At 69.5% G+C, this 14,367-nt stretch carries 15 protein-coding genes and 1 tRNA gene; 9 read left to right on the forward strand and 7 right to left on the reverse strand.

Features of this window, described 5'->3' with window-relative positions:
* Window positions 1–42: 42 nt before the first annotated feature.
* Window positions 43–1,416, reverse strand: coding sequence for a PP2C family protein-serine/threonine phosphatase (locus tag D6270_RS17250; protein ID WP_109164610.1), 1,374 nt, complete (start codon window positions 1,414–1,416; stop codon window positions 43–45).
* A gap of 674 nt (window positions 1,417–2,090) precedes the next feature.
* Between D6270_RS17250 and D6270_RS17255 the strand changes: the two genes are divergently transcribed.
* The gene (locus D6270_RS17255; protein WP_109164609.1) at window positions 2,091–2,828 is read left to right on the forward strand and encodes a bifunctional DNA primase/polymerase; all 738 of its coding nucleotides are present in this window, start codon (window positions 2,091–2,093) and stop codon (window positions 2,826–2,828) included.
* Between the two features lie 476 nt (window positions 2,829–3,304).
* Window positions 3,305–3,592, forward strand: a complete 288-nt coding sequence (locus D6270_RS33830) for a hypothetical protein (protein WP_318780024.1) — start codon at window positions 3,305–3,307, stop codon at window positions 3,590–3,592.
* 237 nt (window positions 3,593–3,829) lie between these two features.
* Here D6270_RS33830 and D6270_RS17265 read toward each other — a convergent pair whose 3' ends face one another.
* The 3 genes from D6270_RS17265 to D6270_RS17275 all read right to left on the reverse strand — a co-directional run bounded on the left by D6270_RS17265 (window position 3,830) and on the right by D6270_RS17275 (window position 6,448).
* Complete coding sequence (locus D6270_RS17265; RefSeq protein ID WP_109164608.1) at window positions 3,830–4,795, reverse strand: DUF5926 family protein; 966 nt, start codon at window positions 4,793–4,795, stop codon at window positions 3,830–3,832.
* A 110-nt stretch (window positions 4,796–4,905) separates the two neighbouring features.
* The gene (locus D6270_RS17270) at window positions 4,906–5,517 is read right to left on the reverse strand and encodes an ATP-binding protein (protein ID WP_109164607.1); all 612 of its coding nucleotides are present in this window, start codon (window positions 5,515–5,517) and stop codon (window positions 4,906–4,908) included.
* 94 nt (window positions 5,518–5,611) lie between these two features.
* A complete protein-coding gene (locus D6270_RS17275) occupies window positions 5,612–6,448 on the reverse strand; it encodes a glycerophosphodiester phosphodiesterase (RefSeq protein WP_204117205.1) in 837 nt (278 codons plus the stop codon).
* A 201-nt stretch (window positions 6,449–6,649) separates the two neighbouring features.
* Here D6270_RS17275 and D6270_RS17280 point away from each other — a divergent pair, with 201 nt between their 5' ends.
* The gene (locus D6270_RS17280) at window positions 6,650–8,497 is read left to right on the forward strand and encodes a S1C family serine protease (RefSeq protein WP_109164606.1); all 1,848 of its coding nucleotides are present in this window, start codon (window positions 6,650–6,652) and stop codon (window positions 8,495–8,497) included.
* Window positions 8,498–8,571: 74 nt separating this feature from the next.
* Here the strand turns inward: D6270_RS17280 and D6270_RS17285 are convergent, their stop codons facing one another.
* The gene (locus tag D6270_RS17285; protein WP_109164605.1) at window positions 8,572–8,871 is read right to left on the reverse strand and encodes a hypothetical protein; all 300 of its coding nucleotides are present in this window, start codon (window positions 8,869–8,871) and stop codon (window positions 8,572–8,574) included.
* A gap of 272 nt (window positions 8,872–9,143) precedes the next feature.
* Between D6270_RS17285 and D6270_RS17290 the strand changes: the two genes are divergently transcribed.
* Window positions 9,144–9,230 (forward strand) — tRNA-Ser (locus D6270_RS17290).
* A 162-nt stretch (window positions 9,231–9,392) separates the two neighbouring features.
* On the opposite strand, the gene D6270_RS17295 is transcribed toward D6270_RS17290, so the two are convergent.
* Entirely contained in the window at window positions 9,393–10,148 is a 756-nt protein-coding gene (locus tag D6270_RS17295) for a GntR family transcriptional regulator (protein ID WP_109164604.1), read from the reverse strand.
* Between the two features lie 78 nt (window positions 10,149–10,226).
* On the opposite strand from D6270_RS17295, the gene D6270_RS17300 reads away from it, so the two are divergent.
* From D6270_RS17300 to D6270_RS17325, 4 genes are all read left to right on the forward strand, one after another.
* Window positions 10,227–10,505: a hypothetical protein gene (locus D6270_RS17300; RefSeq protein ID WP_109164603.1), complete on the forward strand. Its 279-nt coding sequence runs from the start codon at window positions 10,227–10,229 to the stop codon at window positions 10,503–10,505.
* Window positions 10,506–11,028: 523 nt separating this feature from the next.
* Window positions 11,029–11,253, forward strand: a complete 225-nt coding sequence (locus D6270_RS17315) for a hypothetical protein (protein ID WP_109164600.1) — start codon at window positions 11,029–11,031, stop codon at window positions 11,251–11,253.
* Window positions 11,250–11,993: a GntR family transcriptional regulator gene (locus D6270_RS17320; RefSeq protein ID WP_109164599.1), complete on the forward strand. Its 744-nt coding sequence runs from the start codon at window positions 11,250–11,252 to the stop codon at window positions 11,991–11,993. Before D6270_RS17315 ends, D6270_RS17320 begins: the two co-directional genes overlap by 4 nt.
* A complete protein-coding gene (locus D6270_RS17325) occupies window positions 11,990–12,298 on the forward strand; it encodes a hypothetical protein (RefSeq protein WP_109164598.1) in 309 nt (102 codons plus the stop codon). Before D6270_RS17320 ends, D6270_RS17325 begins: the two co-directional genes overlap by 4 nt.
* 342 nt (window positions 12,299–12,640) lie before the next feature.
* On the opposite strand, the gene D6270_RS17330 is transcribed toward D6270_RS17325, so the two are convergent.
* Window positions 12,641–13,474 (reverse strand): DUF4365 domain-containing protein, encoded by an 834-nt coding sequence (locus D6270_RS17330; RefSeq protein ID WP_158650530.1) that lies wholly within the window; start codon window positions 13,472–13,474, stop codon window positions 12,641–12,643.
* Window positions 13,475–13,925: 451 nt separating this feature from the next.
* Here D6270_RS17330 and D6270_RS17335 point away from each other — a divergent pair, with 451 nt between their 5' ends.
* On the forward strand, window positions 13,926–14,342 hold the full coding sequence (locus D6270_RS17335) for a DUF4231 domain-containing protein (RefSeq protein ID WP_225977064.1): 417 nt from the start codon (window positions 13,926–13,928) through the stop codon (window positions 14,340–14,342).
* Window positions 14,343–14,367 lie beyond the last annotated feature (25 nt).

A 14,367-nucleotide genomic window follows, 5' to 3' on the forward strand; every position in this document is an offset into this window, starting at 1 on the left:
CCCAGGGTCGAAAGGCCTGTTACCGGAGAGGCTGCCGAGAGGTCAGTCGAAGTGCGCGGCGAGGATCACCACGTCCTCGGTGGAGTCGGTCCGGTCGAGTCCGTCGGGCAGCATCGTGCGCAGGACGTGGTCGGCGACGGCGGCGGGGTCGTGACGGCCCGCCTTCGGTACGGAAGCGGCCGCCGAGTGCAGCCGGGCGAAGGCGCGGTCCATCGTGTCGCCGGTGCGGCGCAGCAGGCCGTCCGTATAGAGCAGCACCGTTTCTCCCGGTGCGGGGGAGAACTCCACGCTCGGCGCCTCCCAGCAGGCGAGCATCCCCAGCGGGGCGGAGAGCGTGGTCTCGACGTACTCGCAGCGCCGCTCGCCGAGCACCAGCGGCGGGGTGTGCCCGGCCCCGGCTAGCACGACCTTGCGGGCGGCGGGCTCGCAGTAGGCGAAGAGGGCGGTGGCGGTCCGCGCGGGCTCGGTCAGCCGGAGCAGGAGTTCCAGATCGGAGAGTACGGCGACGGGGTCCTCGCCCTCCATGACGGCGTACGCCCGCAGGCTGGCGCGCAGCCGTCCCATGGCGGCCATCGCGCTCGGCCCCGATCCGCCCACCGAGCCGACCGCGAGCCCGAGCGCGTGGTCGGGCAGCGGCAGCGCGTCGTACCAGTCGCCGCCGCCTCCGGGCCCGGTCCGGTGCCGGGCGGCCAGCTGTACGCCGGGGATGCGGGGCAGCCGGCTGGGCAGCAGCTCCTCGGCGACGGTCGCGATGTCGGCGCGGGCGCGCTCCAGCTCGATCAGGCGGGCCAGGTGCTCGGTGGCGTACCGCGCGTACAGGCCGACGAGGTGGCGCTGCTTCTCCGAGGGCTCGCCGGGCTCGTCGTAGAGCCAGACGGCCGCGCCGAGCCAGCCGGCCGCCTCGGAGGCGAGGGGGAGCGCGTAACTGGCGGCGTAGCCGAGCCGGGTGGCGACTTCGCGGTGGCGGGGGTCCAGGCCGGGGTCGCCCAGCAGGTCGGGGGTGGGGAGTCCGTCGGCGGTGCCGGGGTGGCCGTCGAGGACACGGCCCAGGGCGGTGGCGGAGCGCTCCACGGTCTCCAGGAGCCCGAGGTCGTGGTGGCTGAGCCCGAGGCCGAGGGTGGTGGACGGCATCGTGGTGCTGCCCGCCGGTTCCAGTACGAGGAGTCCGCGGCGGGCGCCGACGAGGGCGGCTCCGGCGTGCAGCAGCTCGTTCAGGGCGGTATCCAGGGTGGCGGTGGAGGCCAGCCGCTCGGTGAGTTCGTGCAGGGTGGTGAGGTCCGAGACCCAGCCCGCGAGGCGGTCCTGGATGAAGGCTCCGGGCGCCGCCGGAACCTCCCTCAGGGGAGCGGCAGTGTGGGTTGAAACCGGAACTTCTGGATCGATTCCAGCCACTTTCGGCAGGTGTGGGGCGCTCATGGCAGCCAGCTTTCAGGCCGGTGCGATTTGTCGAATAGCATCGCAAACCCCCATGTGATTCTGCGCCACTATCAATACATCCACATGTACACGCACAAGTAACCTGATGTCCAGCATTGTCCCCTGAAGGCTCGCCGGATTCGCTGTCCTCCAGTGTCAGTCAACTTGGCCGAAAAATGCACCCTTCGACAGCCATTTGCGGTCGACTGGGGCTGCTCGACACGGCTCAACAAGGGGTGCCCCCGGGAGGAAATCCCAGGGGCGGCGTCATTCCGGGCAGGCTGGGTACGTAATCGGCGATGCCCGGGGCAGACGCTCACGGGCGGATGTGATCGCCCAGGAACCTGACAGCGGGTCCGGACGTCCTTACCCGTGACGGTCGCGATCAGTGACGGTCACGCCCCGCCCCACGCGGCGGGGTCCGGGCCCGGCCGACAAGGCACGAGGCGCCCGTGGCGGGCGCCCCCGGCTCCACGCAGCTCGGCACCACCCCAGTTCGGTTCCACTCGGATCGGTTCCACTCGGCTCGGCTCGGCTCACGCTCGGTACCGACGGCACGCCCGTACGGCAGCAACCTGATGAGCACGTACGCACAGCGAAGAGACGCACATGCGGGTTTCCCACACGCGTGGCGTCATGTGGACTCGGCGTTCAACGGAAAGGAACGAGCGCTCATGCGCGAGATCCTCGGAAGGCGACGCAGGCTCCGGCTCCGGCGCAAGGAGGGTGCCGCCCGTCTCGACGCGGCCCTGACCTTCGCCACCGCATGGCAGTGGCCCGTGCTCCCCGGAGCCGGGACCGCGCCGGCCGCCCTGCGCGACGGGCGTGGCCTCGGCTGCGCCTGCCCCGACCCCGACTGCGCCGTTCCCGGCGCGCACCCCTTCGATCCCGGACTGCTGGCGGCCACCACGGACGAGCGCATGGTGCGCTGGTGGTGGACCAACCGCCCCACCGCCCCGGTGATGCTGGCGACCGGCGGCCGGGCCCCCTGCGCGGTGAGCCTGCCCGCCCTGGCCGGTGCGAAGGCTCTGGTCGCCCTGGACCGTCTGGGCATGCGGCTGGGCCCCGTCGTGGCGACGCCCACCCGGTGGTCGCTGCTGGTCGCGCCGTACACGCTGGAGCGGCTCGGTGAGCTGCTGTACAGCAAGGACTGGGTGCCCAGCTCGCTCCGGTTCCACGGGGAGGGCGGCTATCTGGTCCTGCCCCCCTCGGAGATCGGCGCGGGCCAGGTGCGCTGGGAGCGGCCCCCCGCCCCTCCGGCGGCCCTCGCCCCGGCGGTCCCGGTCTTCCGCCGGGCCGCGAAGGCCGCCCCTCCGGCGTCGCCCTGGCTCCCGGATGTCGAGGCGGTCCTGGACGCCCTGGTCGTGGCGAGCACCAGCGCCCCGGACGGCGGCAGCAGGCTCGCGTACTGACGGTCGGACGGCCCGGCTCTCACTCGTACGGGTGCGAGCCGGGCCGTATTCGCGGTGAACGGGTGCGGGACGGCCCGGACGCGTGTCCGACGTCGATATCGTCGCCCCGAATACTCGCGCGCCCGCGACGGCCCGCGCGGTCGGCAAGGGGCGATATGAATCTCCGCATGATCGGCCTCACGGCTGCTGCCGCCTTCGCGTGCCTCGTTCCGATCGTTGCTTCCGCAGATCCCGGGGGGTCCCCGGAAGTCGCAACAACCGGCGACACATCTGCGGACAGGTCATCAGAAAGCCATGGAAAAAAGCTTTCTGATGACCTGTCCGCAAATAGGAACGATTCCTCTTCCCCGACTTCTCCACCACCGCCGAAATCACCATCGAGAATCGGTGCCGAGGGTGCGGACGGTTCGAGGGACGCGGCCCGGTGCGGTCCCGAGCTGGTCTCGCCGGTGGGTATCGAGGCGCAGACCTGTGTCATGACGGGGGGCGGTGAGACCTGGGCGCGCGCCTACCACCGCAACACCTCCGGTACGGAACTCCGCGCCGTACTCACGCTGATGGGGCCGCACGGGCGGACCGTGGAGCTGCACTGCGTCCTGGCGGCCCACGACGAGCCGACGAGCTGCGAGACCCCGCGAAGCCGCTCGGCGGGCGGGCCCGGCGCTTACACAGCGGTGGCGGAGTACGCCGGTGCGGGGCCGGTGGCGGAGGCGCCCCTGCTGCTCCGGGCCGGATCACATCGCGCGCCGGGCGCACCGGACTGAGTCGGGGGCGGGGGCTCCGGGCGGCGGGCAGCTGCGGACCGCGACCGGAAACGAGGACGCCCGGTCGCTGGCGACGGGGGATGCACCAGCGACCGGGCTTCTAGAACGGTAACAAGAGATCTGCCGTTCGCAAATTCGATCTCGCCTGCAGGGGCGGGGATTTACTTGTGAGTACGGTGAGTTGTGACACGGGTCACCGGCTCGTAGGGCCTGCGGAAGGGGTCCCCGCCACGGTGGTCAGCTGAGGGTCACCTGCCGGTTGGTGAGGCCGCCGCGGGCACGGCGCTCCTCGGCGGTGAGCGGGGCGTCGGAGGTGAGCGCCGTCGCCAGTCGATCGGCGAACGCGACGGCCGGCTTCTCGCACGCCTCGGCGCCCATCGAGCTCGGCAGGTCCCAGACGGGGACGACCAGACCGTGTGCCCGGAACGAGCCGACCAGCCGGGTGTCCTCGCCGAGCGAGGAGGTGCCGGCTGCGTGCAGCCGGGCGAGCGCGTCGAGGAGCTGCTCCTCGGGGTGCGGCATGACCCAGCGCAGGTGGTTCTTCTCCGGGGTCTCGCACCAGTACGCGGAGTCGACGCCGGAGAGCAGCACCGTCGGGATCGCGGCGGCGTTCGCGCGCTCCAGGGAGGCGGACACCTCGGGGGTGGCGTTCTCCGCGTCGGGCACCCAGAACTCGAACCCGGTGTGGACGACCGGCTCGAACGCGGCGTCCGGGTCCAGCAGATCCTGCAGGCGCGGCCCGTCGGCCGGCACGCGGCGGGCGGCGACCGGGGTGCCGGGCTCGACCTCCAGCGCGCGCTGGAGGGTGTCGGCGAGGTCGCGGCTGAGGTCGCCGGAGGAGGTGTCGTTCTGGAGGGCGAGGAGGACGGTACCGTCGTCGCGGCGCAGGGCCGGCCAGGCCATCGGCAGAACGGTCGCGAGCGTCACCGACGGAACGCCCTCGGGCAGCCCGCCCTTCAGCGTCAGCTCGACGGTGGCGGCGGGCACCAGCTCGCGCAGGGCGACCCAGTCGCACTCGCCGGCCAGTCCCTCGAACGGGCGGTGGACGAGCTCGGTGACGGCCTGGGCGGCGGCGCGTCCGTGACACGCCTTGTAGCGACGGCCCGAACCGCACGGGCAGGGCTCACGGGCCCCGACGACCGGGATCTCACCGTCCTTGAGCTGCTGCTTCCCGGCCTTGGTCTGAGGGCGCTTCTTGGCCATGGTGGGCATTCTCCCGATTGCGACAGTGCGGTCTCGGCGCGAGCCTAGCCGCCCGCGACTCCGTGGCCGTACACGCGCCTGCCGCCGCCGTCGCCGGGTGGGCCGCCGCCTCAGCTCACGTCGTCGAGGACATCGGAGAAGTCCAGCCCCTCGAACCCGGTGAGCCCGCCGGCCGCGCCCCCGAGCTCGGGCTGCTTGGGGGAGGGCACGTGGGCCCAGACGGTGACCTCGCCCGATGAGTCGTCCCGTACGCCCCACTCCTGTGCCAGGGCGCTGATGATGTTGAGCCCCCGGCCGCCGCGTGCCGTCACCGAAGGGGTGGACGGAACGGGCCGGGTGGGCCCGCCGCCGTCCGTGACCTCCACGGTCAGCCCGCCGCCCGTGTCCACGCGCCAGGCGGCCCGGATGTCGCCGTCACCGACATCCGCGTGCCGCCCCAGCGGCCTGCCGTGCCGGCAGGCGTTGCTGAGCAGTTCGGAAAGAATGAGAACGGCGTCGTCCACGACCGTGTCCGACACCCCGTTGCTGCGCAACTGCTCACGCATCCGGTGCCGTGCCTGCCCCACGCCCGCAGGCCCATGGGGAACGGCCATGCTCGACGACGCAGGCACTTCTTGTGCCACCACCAACGCCACCCCCGAGACCTCCTTTGCCCCACGCCACGGGTTGGATGCCCCACTGAGCTGCACCGGAAACCGGCCAAGGGTCCGCCGGTGACGCACTCGACACAACTGGACGCGCGGTGAATGCGCCGGTGTACTCCCCGTCGTGGTGGTGCGGGGATGCTGTTGCCCACCAAAGGTGTGCCGATATGTGCTAGAGGCGGCCCAGTTGGGACAGAACCTGCTTCGGGCGGTTGGTGATGATCGCCTCGACACCGAGTTCGGCGCAGAGCTCCACGTCCACCGGTTCGTTCACGGTCCACACGTGCACCCGGTGGCCCGCCCGGTGCAGCCTCTCGATGTACCCGGGGTGGCTGCGCACGATCCGCATGCCGGGTCCGGCGATCCGGGAACCGGCCGGCAGCCGTCCGTCACGCAGCCGGGGCGAGACGAACTGCATCAGATAGACGGTGGGCAGCGCGGGCGCCGCAGCCTGGACGCGGTGCAGGGAGCGCCCGGAGAAGCTCATGATCCGGATGGGGGAGGGTCCGTCGGCCGGCGGCGTGGCCAGCTCGAAGCGGTTCAGCAGGTCGAGGAGCCGCTCCTCGACCTGTCCGGCCCAACGGGTGGGGTGCTTCGTCTCGATGGCCAGCTGGAGCGGCCGCCCCGTGGCCCGTACCTCGGTGAAGAGCTCCAGGAGCCGTTCCAGAGTCAGTACGGAGGTGAGCTCGCCCGGCACCGGATCCCAGTCCGGCGACTCCTCGCGGTCCTTCCAGGAGCCGAAGTCGAGGGCGGCGAGGTCGGCGAGCTCCAGGGCGGAGACGGCGCCGCGCCCGTTCGACGTACGGTTCACCCGGCGGTCGTGCACACAGACCAGGTGGCCGTCGGCGGTCAGCCGGACATCGCACTCCAGGGCGTCGGCACCGTCCTCGATCGCCTTGCGATAGGCGGCAAGGGTGTGTTCGGGGGCGTCGTCGGACGCGCCGCGATGGGCGACGACCTGGATCGAGGTGTGCGGGCTGCGCTGCCGTGCGTGGGTCACCCGGGTCATGGTGTCACCGCCCTGGGGGTAGGCGAACACATGTCACCCTGAGGGTCCGTTTTGTCTGATGTAAAGATTGGTGTGCGGATGCACAGCTCCTGCTTACAGTGGCCCGACGCGCTGTGGGAAAAGCTGACCGCAGACACGTGCACAGCGGATTTCTTGCCGAATGCCGACTGAATGCCGAGTGGAACCGAGGAGTAAAGAGCTGTGAGCACCGAGAACGAGGGCACCGAGGGCAACGCGGTACCGGCCGTGCCACCCGTTCCGCCCGCACCTCCCGTGCCGGCCACCACTCCCGACGCGACGGCGGACGGAGCCGCGTCCCGGACGTCCCCGGACTCCGGGACCTCTCCGGCGGCGGACGGCGTACGCGAGGGGGCCAGGGGCGGCTCCGGTGTGGCCGGGGGCGATTCCCGTACGGACGGAGGCGACTTCGGTACGTCCGGGGGCGGCTCCGGTGCCTCCGGTGCGGAGACGGCGCTCCCGGCAGCCCCGTCGGCGCCCCCGACTGCTCCGGCTGCCCCGGCGCAGGCGGACGCCCCGCGTCACACCCCGGGAGCCCCGGCTACGCCTCCGGCGCACGCGGACGCCCCCCGTCACACCCCGACGGCCCAGGGCACCCCGGCGCACCAGGAGCCCGCGCCGCACTCCGGCACGCACCAGGTCCCCCCGGCGTACTCCGGCCCGACCGAGCCCCACACCCCTCAGCAGCCCCACCAGCCGCAGCACCCTCCGTACGGGGCTGCGCCCGAGACCCCCGCGGGCGCGGCCTCCTGGCCCCCGCCCCCGCCCGCCGTCCCCTCGTACGCGAGCGGCGGACCCTACGCGGGTGGCGGCGCGCCCCACACACCCGGCGGCGGCAACGGGAGCGGCAACGGCCCGGTCTGGGGCGCCCCGCAGCCCGGCCAGGACCCCTCCCACGGCAACGGCAAGCGCCGGGGCGCGGGCGCCCTGGTCGCGGCCGTCGCGGTGGCGGCCCTGGTGGCGGGCGGTGTCGGCGGCGCACTCGGCTACTGGGCGGCCGACCGCAACGACAACGGCTCCTCCGGCAGTTCGACCACAGTCTCCGCCTCGGACACCCCGAGGGACCTCAAGCGCCCGGCGGGCACCGTGGCCGGGGTCGCGGCGAAGGCGCTCCCCAGCGTCGTCACGATCGACGCGCAGGGCGGCGACGGCGAGGGCGGCACGGGGACGGGCTTCGTGTACGACAAGGAGGGCCACATCCTCACCAACAACCACGTGGTGGCCTCCGCGGCGGAGTCCGGCGAGCTGTCGGCGACGTTCTCCGACGGCAAGAAGTACGCGGCCGAGGTGGTCGGCCGGGCACAGGGCTACGACGTGGCCGTACTGAAGCTGAAGAACCCCCCGTCAGGCCTGGCCCCCCTCCCCCTCGGCAACTCGGAGAGCGTGGCGGTCGGCGACTCGACGATCGCGATCGGTGCCCCCTTCGGCCTCTCCAACACGGTCACGACGGGCATCATCAGCGCGAAGAACCGCCCGGTCGCCTCCGGGGACGGCTCCAGCAGCAAGAACTCGTACATGAGCGCCCTGCAGACCGACGCGTCGATCAACCCGGGCAACTCCGGCGGCCCGCTGCTGGACGCGACGGGCGCGGTCATCGGCATCAACTCCGCGATCCAGTCGACGGGCGGCGGCCTCGGCCAGTCCCAGGCCGGATCGATCGGTCTCGGCTTCGCGATCCCGATCAACCAGGCGAAGAACGTCGCCGAGCAGCTGATCAAGACGGGCAAGCCGGTCTACCCGGTGATCGGCGCGACGGTGACGATGGAGGAGAAGACCGGCGGCGCCGCGATCTCCGCCAAGGGCGCGGCCGGTACCCCCGCGGTCACCCCGGACGGCCCGGCGGCCAAGGCCGGCCTCAAGGCGGGCGATGTGATCACCAAGTTCAACGACACCGTGATCGACAGCGGCCCGACCCTGATCGGCGAGATCTGGACCCGCAAGCCGGGCGAGAAGGTGACCCTGACGTACGAGCGCGACGGCAAGACGGCGACGGCGGAGGTCACGCTGGGCCAGCGCGAGGGCGACAGCTGACGGACCAGGGACACGGCCGGGGGCCCCGCACTCAAGCTTGAGTGCGGGGCCCCCGGCCGTGTCGACGGGTCTGCTTACGGAAGCTGCTTCTTCTCGGAGTGGTAGGCGTAAGGCGTAGCCACCGCGCTCAGCGCCGCTGACGACGGCCGAGAAGCGCTGAATTCGCCCTGGGCCGCCGTGGGCTTCTCCCCTTCGAACGTCAAGGTGAGCGTCACATCGGCGCCGACGACACGTCCGTCGTCCAGAACGATCGTCGCGCCGTCGGCCGGAACCGGCTCGTCCGGCGGAGCGGCGGCACCCGTGCCGGCTGCTGCGAACAGGGCGGCGCCGGCGGTTATGAGAGGCAGTGCGGTGCGCGTGGCGATGCGGTTCAAGTGTCCCCGTTTCTTGGGTGGGTAGGGAGAGCTCCTGTTCAGGGAGCCGAGACCCGTCACGCTGAACAGTGTTCAGAGAGATGGCTCTGGATGCTCTGGGTGATCCTCTTGCGCCGTTCCCTACCGCGTTGCGGCCGAGGAGTGCAGTCGGGCGGGAGCCGCCTCCACGGCCCACCCCGACCGCCCGCGACCGACCCGCGACAGGCCTGCCCTGCACGAGGCGCCCAGCCGGTAGGCTGTAGCCCGCTCCGCAGCAGGTGCCGCGGGGCGAAGGTGGGTTGCCCGAGCGGCCTAAGGGAACGGTCTTGAAAACCGTCGTGGCAGCGATGTCACCGTGGGTTCAAATCCCACACCCACCGCAGGCGAGAGGCCCCCGACCAGTACGTATGGTCGGGGGCCTCTGCCATGCCAGCTCCCTGCCGGGCACCGCTGTTCCCCCTGGTTTCCCGCTCTGTCGGGCACGGAAGGGGCACGCGGGGGGCACGGCTGGGCCACGGCTTTGGAGCTGCCGGGGTAGCTCGTCAGCGGTTGATCGGGATCTCGTAGACGATCTCGCAGTGCGCTGCGGGCACCACGATGTCCGCTGTCTCCACGGGACGGCCCTCGTCGCTGTAGTACGTCCGCCGGATGTGCGTCACGAGTGCGGCTTTCTGGATGCCGAGTAGCGATGCTTCCTCGGCGGTCGCGTGCCTGGGTTCGGGCTGCTCCACCGCGTGGCTGATGGTGACTCCGATCTCCGCCATGCGGTTCACGACCCCGGCCCCCGCGTGGGGCCCTCCCTCGGGGAGAACGACGAGGGTTCCGCCAGTGACGGCGTACGGCTCCCAACTCGTCGACAGCTGAACCGGCTTCCCGTCCGCAAGGAACTCGTACGTCGTACGGACGCACAGCTCGCCCTCGGCGATCCCGAGCCGCGTCGCGATCTCCGCCGGGGCCGGCACCTTCGCGTCGGTCCGGCTTTCCCAGTCGCTCTGTAGGCGAAGGGCTTTCATGTCCTGGCGGAACGGGGATCCACTGGGCTGCTCACGTGCCGACGACCGGACGACTCTCACGCGCTCCCGGGGCTCGGCGACGTAGGTCCCCGATCCCGCCCGGCCTTCCAGCACGCCTTGGGAGATCAGCAACTCCTGTGCCCTGCGCACCACGTTCTCACCCACGCCGCACTCCTGGCCGATCTGGGCGCGGGATGGGAGGCGGTCGCCCGGTTCCCAGACGTGCTCCGCGATGCGCTGCCGGAGTTCGTCGGCGATGCGGAGGTACGGCGGTTGCTCAGACATATGGAAAATCTAGTCCACTAGCTCTAATCTAGTTAACTAGCTTCACTGAAAGTGATCGGCGGCAACGGAGGGTGCGCTGTGTCCGCTTCGGAAGTGACCGCGGCGGCTATCGCCGCCCGCTTGTCTGCCGCTGGCCTCCGCCTGCGCGTGGAGGAGCACACCCAGTTCACGACGGTCGAGGCAGAGGTACCGGACATGCTCTCCTCCGATTCATGGAGGGAGGTCCTGGACGCGGTTGCCGATGCCGATCGATTCGGGCTCGTGGCCACCAGCTTGAACGGCCGCACCTTATGGGCGGTCGTACGTAAGACGGTCCCCACGACAGGCGACGTCGGGGGACCGGGCTATCAGCGATAGGAGCTGAACAGCATGCTCAACCGTATCCGCCGAGCCATCGCGCGCACCAGAGCGCGGTGCTTCCCTAACGGTCGGCACCGCCGCCCCTTAACGCCCGCCCGTCCGCTGGTCCCTCTCACCTGCCCAGCGCCTGCTGACGCTTCGATCGCCCTGGGACGGACTCCGGTCGGCACAGTCCACCGTTACCCGCTGAGGGGAGAGGACGTCGTGCTTGTCCGCCCGTACCTGCTGGCGTGGGAAGAGCAGCGTGCACGGACGCGCTCAGTGCTCGTCGCCCCGCACCTGCCGGCCGATGCCTGGTCGGCCCTCGCGGGGGCCCGCTGATGCCTCCTCGCCGACAACCGCACCCGACGGGCACGACTTCCGTCCCCTACCGCTCGATCGCCTGCTGGATCGGGACGCACCACTCCTGCATCGAGCCGTCCCCGCCTGCGACGACGGACGACGTACCGGTGATCTACGAGGTGTGCATCTGCCCGTGCCATTCGACCCCGGACCCGTCCGTGCCCGTGAAGGTGATGGCATGAAGGCCCCAGCCCCCGGCGGTGCACTGGTCTCTTCCGTCGAGGTCACTGCGGCCACCGTGCAGCGCGGCGACATCATCGAACTCGGCGGTCAGGCCTGCCGAGTGAGCGACCTCTTCCAGCTTCCCCAGGGAGCCAAGCAACTGGTCTTCGAGTCGGTCGAACTGCTGGCTATACACGCCCGTACCCGGCTCATCGCCCTGCGACTGCTGAGAAGGCGGTGACCGGCTCCGTGTCCCGACGCCATCACGACATCGCCGACGACCTACGCCACCAGATCACGACGGGCAGCATCAAGCCTGGCGAACGTCTCCCGTCCGAAGCCGGCCTGGCCGCCCGGTACAGGGTCAGCACGGTGACCCTGCGACGCGCTCTCGCCGTGCTCCAGGGCGAAGGACTCGTCGAGAAGATCCACGGAAAGGGTAACTACGTCCGTCACCCCCGCCGCAAGATCATGTACGTCGGGGGCTGGGGCACGCTGGACCCCTGGACCGCCGCTGAGCCAACGTTGCGCATCACGGTTCGCAGCACCACGGTTCCGGCCTCCGTGCAGCTGACGACGTTGCTGAAGGTGCCAACGGGCAGCCCTCTCGCCGAGTACACCTGCCTCAGCCTCGAACAAGGGTCGCCGCACGGGCTGGCCCGCATCTACATCCCGCGCGACCTGGCCCCGGCCGGAGTCCTCGACGACGACCCCGTATGCCGGGAGGCAGCCACGAGATTCGCCGTCCTCGGCCCGTCGCCGGCCACCATCCGAGAGACGGTCTCCGCCCGCTCCCCCACCCCGGACGAAGCGTCGGCCCTCCGGATCGGAACCAGCACGGCCGTTCTCGCGATCACGCGCATCGCCACCGACGCCAACGGTCGCGTCGTTGAGGCCGCGCTCCTGGCCTTTCCCGGAGACCGAGTCGACGCCGTCTTCACCGCCCACCACGTGCTCAACGAGAGGCCAACCCAAGGATGACAACACCGAACGAACTTCGGCTCCTCCCGTGGTCTGGCCCGGGGGACAAGCCCTGCTACCTGAGCACTGACGACCCGGACGGCTACGTGTCCCGTCTCGCAGACGGCATCGAAGCAATCCAACTCGGCACGGCGACAGAACTGTTGGAAGAGGCCTCAGAGGCTCTCGACAACCAGGGGACGTCACTCGACGACATGCGGTACCTGGTCAAGGAGCTGACCGGGGCTCTACGGGACGTCTACCGCGTCGCAACGAGCCGCGGCCACCTCCGGGCAACGAGCGATCCGCGTGAGCCCACCTGCTGACGTACGGTCCCCGACCAGCACAGCAAGGGAAGCCCATGGCTCTGACCAGATCAGATGCCGTGGGCTTCTGGCTTTGCCGACTGACTTTCGTCGACCTTGGATGGCCTGAGGACTGCTTTGTCCCGAAGCAACTTGGGACGGTCGTCGCGCTTGGACTGCGGTGCCTGTCACCTGCGCCGATGGTCCGCTGACGTCCACGGTTGTTCGCGGTTGTGCGCTGCGGTTGTCACGCAGTTAGACACTTAGTGTGCCTAGACCGCATCGCTCTGGGGTGGATTACGCGAGCCGTGACACCGTCGCTGACAGCCCGCCAGCAGAGCGTGCGGACGGTCGGCAACCCTCTCATCTCGATACCTCTGCACCGCGCCGGAAGCGTTCCGTCGTAGAGAAGCAGGAGGCGAGCCACAAGGCCTCCGGCATGTTCAAGATCACGCCACTGATGACCGGGACTGGCGAGCTCCGCCGCATCTCCTCGGGGAAGTCCTCGCCGAAATCGAGTCCCTGAGCCCATGCACCGGGCAGGAGCAGCCCGCTTGGCACGATCGGGATCGGATCCCAGTCGAGGTCACTGTGCAGAAGCGTGGCGTAAAACTCCCCGGGGCGCTGCCAGAAGATCAACTGCTCATCGAACTCATTGACCCAGTGCAGGACATGGTCTGAGCGATCGAATGCAACGCCTGCCATCTCTCCGAGATGCCTCAGGACAGCGTTCCGGCCCCGGTACCCGCCGACGTACGCACGCGCTTCACTCACGAAGTCCGCCAAGGTGTTGGCGTTCAGCACCGACGTCCCAGGCAGCCTGATGGTGCGCGGCCGGCGGCCCTTCTGCCCTCCAACACGGAGTTGCTTCGTAGCGTTCGCCCAGTACAACTGCTCTGTGTCCGGGTCAAAGACGGCACAGAACACGGGCACGTTGCCGTTTGCCCAAGTCTCGGAGTGCTGACGCACTGGTACTGCGTAGCCGTATGACCGTCTCCATGAGACGCCGCCCTTCACCTGAACCTTGATGACGTCGTTAGTCACCCGCCCGGCGTCAGCGAAGGTGACATAGAGGTCCTCGCCGTAGTCGTTCTGCCCGGAGATCTCCTCTACGACGTGATCTTGGCTCTGCAAGAGGGTGCGCAGAGCGTTCACCGCTGCCTGCTCCATCCGCCGCCCACTCGGAATCACCGTCATGTCCCGCTCCCCCATCCGCACAGTTGTCGGCCGAGCATGCCATCTGACTCTGACATTGGGGTGTTGAGAGGGCTGCATGCGGAAGCTCGAACCTGCGCCATGAGGTTGGGAATCACGGGCGATCCAACTCAAACGGGCCGCTGATCTGAGATAACAGCGTCTGGCACCCCGCCGGACGGCCAGACGCTAGCCGCTGCTGACCGCTGTTCACCGCACCTGGTGGCACGCTTCTGGCACGACTACGTGATCCGTAGCTACGCCCGAATGGTCGATTTTGGCCACACCGGCCCTTGAGGGTTGCGTTCTCACCCGGTGGAGAGGCCATGGTTCAAGTCGGCAGCAGGGGAGAATACTTACATGGAACCCGCTGGCGTAGGTAAGAGTGCTGGCACAACGATGGGATCGCATGTCTAATATCTCACCCACTCAGTCAGACGAAACTAACTATGCCATGACGCTGGCTAATGATTCATACGAGTGGTACAAAAGTCGCGCAATACGCACACGGCGCATTTTTAGGACTTGCGAGACGGCGGTCCTCGTGATCTCTTCTTCCATTCCCCTGTCGGTTATCTTCTTTTCCAGGAACACGACTATCCCCGCAGTTTTGGGTGTCGCGGTTGTAGTCCTTTCCGGGCTCCGCTCTATCTTCCATTGGCAAGACAATTACCTGAGATTTAGCGCTGCTCGTGAGGCCGTCGAAGCGGAACGTCGGCGTTACTACACTGGCGCTGAACCATATAGCGATCCGTCGACTCGAGATAAAGCACTCGCGGCAGAAGTGACGCGAATTGAACAGGGGGAAATGAATAGCTGGATGGAAGTTGCTGGAGAGAGGCCGAACCCCAGTTCCACCCCTCTCCCTTAGAAAGGGAAACCCTTAAGGTGGGCGG

Origin of the sequence: Streptomyces griseus subsp. griseus (genome assembly GCF_003610995.1) — a bacterium.
Classification (GTDB): Bacteria; Actinomycetota; Actinomycetes; order Streptomycetales; family Streptomycetaceae; genus Streptomyces.